This is a genomic window from Prosthecobacter sp., assembly GCF_044373815.1.
GTDB lineage: Bacteria > Verrucomicrobiota > Verrucomicrobiia > Verrucomicrobiales > Verrucomicrobiaceae > Prosthecobacter.
Genome location: NZ_JBIPNG010000378.1, coordinates 1 through 6,565, shown reverse-complemented (window position 1 = coordinate 6,565; position 6,565 = coordinate 1). Strand labels below are relative to the sequence as shown.

The 6,565-nt window shown below is 58.9% G+C and carries 6 protein-coding genes and 2 tRNA genes; 5 read left to right on the top strand and 3 right to left on the bottom strand.

The window, feature by feature from the left end:
• Nucleotides 1-91: 91 nt before the first annotated feature.
• The 3 genes from ACIREA_RS23660 to ACIREA_RS23650 form a co-directional block, all read right to left on the bottom strand.
• Nucleotides 92-235 (bottom strand): hypothetical protein, encoded by a 144-nt coding sequence (locus tag ACIREA_RS23660; protein ID WP_397384808.1) that lies wholly within the window; start codon nt 233-235, stop codon nt 92-94.
• Nucleotides 236-287: 52 nt separating this feature from the next.
• Nucleotides 288-1,412 (bottom strand): hypothetical protein, encoded by a 1,125-nt coding sequence (locus ACIREA_RS23655; protein WP_397384807.1) that lies wholly within the window; start codon nt 1,410-1,412, stop codon nt 288-290.
• 1,080 nt (nt 1,413-2,492) lie between these two features.
• Complete coding sequence (locus ACIREA_RS23650) at nt 2,493-3,839, bottom strand: VWA domain-containing protein (RefSeq protein WP_397384806.1); 1,347 nt, start codon at nt 3,837-3,839, stop codon at nt 2,493-2,495.
• 337 nt (nt 3,840-4,176) lie between these two features.
• Between ACIREA_RS23650 and ACIREA_RS23645 the strand changes: the two genes are divergently transcribed.
• The 5 genes from ACIREA_RS23645 to nusG all read left to right on the top strand — a co-directional run.
• Nucleotides 4,177-4,251, top strand: a tRNA-Thr gene (locus ACIREA_RS23645).
• A 75-nt stretch (nt 4,252-4,326) separates the two neighbouring features.
• Nucleotides 4,327-5,511, top strand: coding sequence for an elongation factor Tu (gene tuf, locus ACIREA_RS23640; protein ID WP_397384805.1), 1,185 nt, complete (start codon nt 4,327-4,329; stop codon nt 5,509-5,511).
• A 151-nt stretch (nt 5,512-5,662) separates the two neighbouring features.
• Nucleotides 5,663-5,738: transfer RNA gene (locus ACIREA_RS23635), tRNA-Trp, on the top strand.
• 44 nt (nt 5,739-5,782) lie between these two features.
• Nucleotides 5,783-6,001 (top strand): preprotein translocase subunit SecE, encoded by a 219-nt coding sequence (locus ACIREA_RS23630; RefSeq protein WP_397384804.1) that lies wholly within the window; start codon nt 5,783-5,785, stop codon nt 5,999-6,001.
• A 41-nt stretch (nt 6,002-6,042) separates the two neighbouring features.
• Nucleotides 6,043-6,565 (top strand): transcription termination/antitermination protein NusG (gene nusG / locus ACIREA_RS23625; protein WP_397384803.1); only part of this gene is annotated, 523 nt, incomplete at its 3' end.

The following is a 6,565-nucleotide window of genomic DNA, read 5'->3' as shown; positions in this document are numbered from 1 at the left end:
TGGTCGTCAGCGCCATGGTTGCCGGTTGCCCACCCTAGATTCTCGATGTGGCAACCGGCAACCGGCGGGGGTTGGGTGCAGCATCCCACGGTCAGCCAAAAAGGTTGATCAAGATCATCCATAGTTTGACCGTGAGCGACGCAAGCAAGGCCGCAGACACGGCTACGATGAGAATGAAGATTTCAAAAGGCAGCAGCCTTTGCAGGTGATGAAGGATGGCTTTGAACTTGGTCATCCTTCGGTCAGAAAGTGCCATTGTTTCTGTGAGCCGGGAAGCTGCCAGACTCCTACTTGGTCGCCTCGGCGAGACGTTTGCCGCGGCGCAGGGTGCTATCGGGCATTTTGGCTTCGAAGGTTTGAAGGTCATCGGCAAATGTGATGACGGTGCCATCGTCCCATTTGATCTTCAGAGCTTCAAACTGCCACCAGGGGTGCAGCCGGTCGTCATTCACTTGAAGGTTTTTGCCAGAAACGAATTTTAGCCGGCTCAGGCTGCCTTCCAGATACATGCCCCAGGTCCACTGGGTGCTGTTGAGTCGGGGCGCGAGGTCTGTGGCGGCCTCCATCTGCTTCTCAGCGCGGATGTCTTCGTTTTTGAAACTGCGGCCTTTCATGCCGCCGTCTCTCGGTGGCAGTTCAAATTCGGCCCAGGCATCATTTATGTAGTCGATGCGGAGCTTGGTGCCCAGGATCTTCCATTTGCCGGGCAGGGAGTAGCCAATAGAAATGACTGAACCATCTTTGAGCAGTGTTTTTTCCATGTTCAGCGAGCCGGTGGTGAAGACCCATGATCCCACCAGCAGAGGCTCCAGTTCCGCCTGTGGCGGCAGTGCCGGGGCTGTGACGAGCTTTGACGGGTCAGCTTTGCCAGCAGCAGGCTGAGGCGCATCGGCGCCGCTGGCCAGCTCAGTGCGCAGCTGCTTGACATGCAGGGCGGCGGCGATGTTTTGCTGGGTGGTCAGTTCGTCCTGCAATGCTGAGAGGCCCTTGTCATAACGCTGCAGGGCATCTGCTAGGCTGACTTTTTTGGCGGCCTCCAGCTTGTTCATCTCCTGCTTGTAGGTGGCATACACTTGCTTGAGCCCTGCAGGCGGTGGCGCGTCTGCGGCCGTCAAAACCTTTCCCTGGCCGATGCGTTCCAGATCGGACTTGGCTCGCACCAATCCGTCAAGATCCTTGCGCTGTGCCGCAGCGCGGCTTTCCTGCTCCAGCGCGGGCTTCACCTTGGCATTGAGTGCGTTGACTCCCTCCTCGTAGGGGTGTTGGACCATTTTCAGGGAATAGGATTCAAAGCCGGACTTCAGCGTTTCAAGTTTCAACTGCACCTCCGGCGGCAGCGGCGTGTCTGCTGCCTGAATGATTTGCGCCAGCAGGACCAGCACCAGAGTGATTGGATTACGAAGAAGCAGCATGCGGGCGATGTTTGTCCCTTGTGCCCAAATGTCAAATCAAGTCGGGTGAAGGGGGGGGCATGGCCCCCTGCCACTTCGACTTACGGGACCTGGCGGTACATTTCTCCCTTGAACTACTGCTCTTGGGGGGCTGCTGCCGCTGGGAACCTCCACGGTTTCCACAGTTTCAACGGGGGTGAGTGTGTGTTGGTCATGGCAGGGGTTGATGGCACCTCGCAATACACCTTGTCGGATCACTTCAGATATGGACTGTGGTCGCGCAGCAGTGAGGAACGAACGGAGCTACCGCTTTCGACGGGCTGTCCGGCTCACGTGTGCCCATGGATGTCCGAAGGCGGGAGCCGACCGATTTCCGCAGGCTGGTCAGCACACGTATGCCGTGAGACGCTCGAAAGCGGCAGGGAAGCCGGAGATGGAAACAGATGCCACAGGAAAAGCGGAAAAGATGGCGGACGAAGAGGATGTGTTTGTCCACCTGGCTTGCTGTGTGTGTGTACATCCCCCGGAGAATTGGGAGAAGTTGCTCCCGCTGGCTCGGGGCGGATACACACACTCCCCCGTTGAAACTGTGGAAGATGTGGGGGTTCCCATCGGCAGGCGAAACCCCACCGTCGATGGTTGCCGGTTGCCATCGCGAGAATCTAGGGTGGGCAACCGGCAACCGAGGTGATGAAGACAGCCCAAAAAGTTGGCGCAGGAAGAGGCAGCAGGCGGCAGCCGATGGAACGCTTTGGCAACGTGACGCACGCCGATGCAGTCTTGGAAGGCCATGAAAGCGCCCCAAGATGGCAACCAAAGGGGGGGCTTCAGTTGCCATGGTTTTCGCCCACGCTTCGGAGCCTGCCATGACCCACCCGGCACAGCCTGTTCACACACTCCCCCGTTGAAACTGTGGAAACAGTGGAAGTCTCCGCCGGGCTGGGGCCGCAGCCTGCGCACTCGGAAATCATGGCAACCAGCAGGGGTTGGCAAGTTGCCGTCAGGGTGCGCTCATTGAAGCTATGAAATACCACGGATTGACACGCAATGCCATGTGCGGCTTCTATTTTCGAGTAGGAGGACGAGGATGAATTCCACCCCTCACGGTGGCACCGTAAACGTCCCGCCGCAGGCATCCGCGATCTGCTTGAGCAAGGACGGCTCGGTGCTGCCGGGCAGGGTTTCTTCGCCGATGCTGATGCAGTGGATGCGCACCTTGAACTGGGTGTGGATGCGCTGGGCGAGATCCAGCACCATGGCGGGGGTGCCGTCGCTGGGCTGGCCGTCGCTGAGGAAGACGAGGGTGTCGATGTTGCCTTCTGGTATGATGCGGGTGAGGGCGTGGTTGAAGGCTTCGCACATGGGCGTGCCGCCGTCGGCCTGGATGCGATCCACGAACTGCACGGCCTGCTTGTGGTTCTTCTCGTCGTTCAGCGCCATGCCGCGCGCGGGGAAGCAGGAGTCCACGCTTTCGCCAAAGGTGAGGATGCCGTAGCGCAGATTTGCGGACTTGTTTTGCAGCGCGGTGAGGAGGTTGCTCATCTGCCCCTTGAGCTTGCTGATGCGGTCGTCGGCGCTCATGCTGCCGCTCACGTCGAGGACGAAGAGCGCGCCTTTGCCCCGGATTTCCAGGCCGTAAAACGAGGCCATGTTCATGGCGGGATCGTCCTCCAGCGGCTTGAGCAGCTTTTGCAGCTTCAGGAAGTCCGCGTAGTCGCTGCGGGGCAGCATTTTCCACGGGATGCGCGTGCCCTGCTCAGTGATCCATGCCTTCCATTTCTCCGGGTCGTCCACGAAGTCCTGACCGGTGAGCTGAAACAGCGAGGCGTGCACGGCATCGCCGATGGCTTCGTCGTTCAGGAAGGGCAGGAGGGACTGCAGCGCCACGGCGCTGCGCATGCCGCCCAGAGCCTCGGCGGCGCAGGCGCGCATCACGTGGGCATTGGCAGGGGCCAGCAGCGTGGCCACACGGGCCACCACGGGGTCGGGATTGTCAGGAAATGCGCCCAGCGCCCGGGCCGCGAGAGCGATGCGCTCCGGTTCCTTCACCGCCGAGAGCGGGCCTCTCACCTGCGTGAGCAGATTCCAGAAAAAGCTGCGCGTCTCCAGCAGGTGAATGCTGGAGAAAAACAGCAGGGCGTCGTCATCGCAGGCGGGGTGCTTTGCCAGCCAGTCCACCAGGGCTTTGCGTCCTTCGCCCGCAGGCCATTCGGCCACGATCTCGGCCAGGCGCAGCTTCATGCCGAGGCCAACGCGCTTGTCACCCACGAGGGAAAGTACGGCATCGCCAGCCAGCTTTTGCGCATGCAGATCCTTCAGCGGTGCCAGCGCCTCCTGATCGCCACCACGGGCGTTTTTGACTAGGCCTTTGAGCACTGCTGCCGTCTCATCCGCTGCGTGCAGGCCGGTGAGAAGCAGGATGGCAAGGCTGGCGAGGATGAGGCGCATGGTGGCTGCGAAGGTGCTGGAATAAAATAGGCCCGTCCGGGGAAGGGGAGTGGCGTGATTTACAGCCCACAGTATGAATCCGAAGCCCTCATAACCAAGGCCTAAAGTGAGAACGGCAGCGCAGCGGGAGGAAGGTGAATGACGAGCATTTATTCGCGATTCTTTCGCAAACAGTCGAAATAGTCTTTGACTGTGCCCCCAAGAGCCCTAGTATCGCGCCACTTTTTCGGAACAAAGCCGGGGTGTACTGTCTCCTGACGCCAGTCATGGAGGTTGCCATATCCCGGTTTTCTTGTCGAAAGAGGAGGAGGTTTCTCACCAAACCGCCGCCGGTTACGCTGTTATAGCTCAGTGGTAGAGCACGTCCTTGGTAAGGACGAGGTCGAGGGTTCAAGTCCCTCTAACAGCTCCAGTGGCAGTCCGTGGGGATCTTCGAAACACGACAAACGAACCAGTCCCAAGCGCACCCCCTCAACTAACTCCACCCATGGCTAAAGAAGCATTCCAACGCAACAAGCCGCACGTCAACATCGGCACGATTGGCCACGTTGACCACGGCAAGACCACCCTCACAGCCGCCATCACGACGGTCCTTTCCAAGAAAGGCTTCGCCCAGGCTCGTGCTTACGATCAGATCGACGCAGCTCCTGAAGAAAAGGAACGCGGTATCACGATCAACACCGCCCACGTGGAGTATGAGACCGAAAAGCGTCACTATGCTCACGTCGATTGTCCCGGACACGCTGACTATGTGAAGAACATGATCACCGGCGCCGCACAGATGGACGGTGGTATCCTCGTCGTTTCCGCCGCTGACGGCCCAATGCCCCAGACCCGTGAGCACATCCTGCTTGCCCGTCAGGTCGGCGTTCCTGCCCTCGTGGTGTTCATGAACAAGGTGGACATGGTTGACGATCCAGAACTCCTCGACCTCGTCGAAATGGAAGTTCGCGACCTCCTTTCCAAGTACGACTTCCCAGGTGACGACATTCCGATCGTCAAGGGTTCCGCTCTCAAGGCCCTCGAAGGCGATGCTGAGCACGAAGCCAACATCCTCAAGCTCATGGAAGCTGTGGACAGCTACATCCCGCTGCCAGAGCGTCCGATCGACAAGGACTTCCTCATGCCAGTCGAAGACGTGTTCGCGATCGAAGGTCGTGGTACGGTCTGCACCGGCCGTGTTGAGCGTGGTATCGTCAAGAAGATGTCTGAAGTCGAAATCATCGGCATCCGTCCGACCGTCAAGACCACCGTCACCGACATCGAAATGTTCCGCAAGCTGCTCGACGAAGGTCGTGCAGGCGACAACGTCGGCCTTCTGCTTCGCGGCACGAAGAAGACCGACATCGAGCGCGGTCAGGTCATCGCCAAGCCAGGTTCCGTCACTCCTCACAAGAAGTTCACCGCAGAGGTGTACGTTCTTTCCAAGGACGAAGGCGGCCGCCACACCCCCTTCTTCAACAACTACCGCCCGCAGTTCTACTTCCGCACCACGGACGTGACCGGCAGCGTGAAGCTTCCAGAAGGCGTTGAAATGGTGATGCCTGGTGACAACGTCTCGATCGAAGTCGAGCTGATCACCCCGATCGCCATGGAAAAGACCATCCGTTTCGCTATCCGTGAAGGTGGCAAAACCGTGGGTGCTGGCCGCGTTGCCAACATCCTTGACTAGTCCGCTTTAGTTCGTTTGTCTCGAATCCCGCCGGGTCTGGCGCACAGACCCGGCGGTGATTTCGTCTCCCAGCCGGGAGCGGAAAGAGGCGCCGGACTTGCAATTTTGATTCCATCCGTTATCCATTCCGGGAAGTCTTTCTCGCTAACACAGGTCAGTAGCTCAATTGGTAGAGTAGCGGTCTCCAAAACCGTTGGTTGTGGGTTCGAGTCCCTCCTGGCCTGCCAGCGAAAATTCCCCGGAAACATCCGCAGAAAACGAAACGCTTCACATGAGTCGCATCCGCAAATACATCGGCGAAGTCATCCTTGAACTCAAGAAGGCCACGTGGCCCTGGGATCCTAAAGAAAAGGGCTTTGCCAAATATCGCGAATTGATTGAATCCACAGTGGTGGTCTTCATCGCGATGATCCTCCTCGGAGCTTTCGTTGCCGCGTTTGACATCAGTTTCAAGTGGGCCTTTGAGGCCGCACAGAAGCTGGGTGCCTAATTCTCCGTTTCCCCCACCCACCCCCTTTTCCAAATTCTCTTATGGGAGCTATCCCCGCACCTCGCGACCAGTGGTTTGTCATCCACGTCCGCTCCGGCCTTGAACAGAAGGTCCGTGACAGCATGCTCCGCCGCATTGAGAAAGAGGAGATGGGTGAATACGTCTTCCAGGTTCTCGTGCCGATGGAGCGCGTGGCCGAAGTCAAGAAAGGCAAGCGTTCCGAAAGCAACCGCAAGTTCTTCCCCGGCTACGTCATCGCCAACTGCCATCTCCTCGATGAGCACAACCGCCTGATCGAAAAGACCTGGTACTTCGTCAAGGAAACCGACGGCGTCCTGAACTTCGCCGGCACCAAGGATCACCCGATCTCGATGCGCGCCAAGGAAGTCGAGGCCATGCTGGCCCAGGTGGGCGACAAAGCCGACGGCGCCGTGCCCAAAATCGCCTTCAATCTCGGTGACACCGTGCGTGTGGCCGACGGTCCCTTCGAAAGCCAGAACGGCATCGTCGAGGAAATCGATCCGGAACGCGGCGTGCTGCGCGTCTCCGTCAATATTTTCGGGC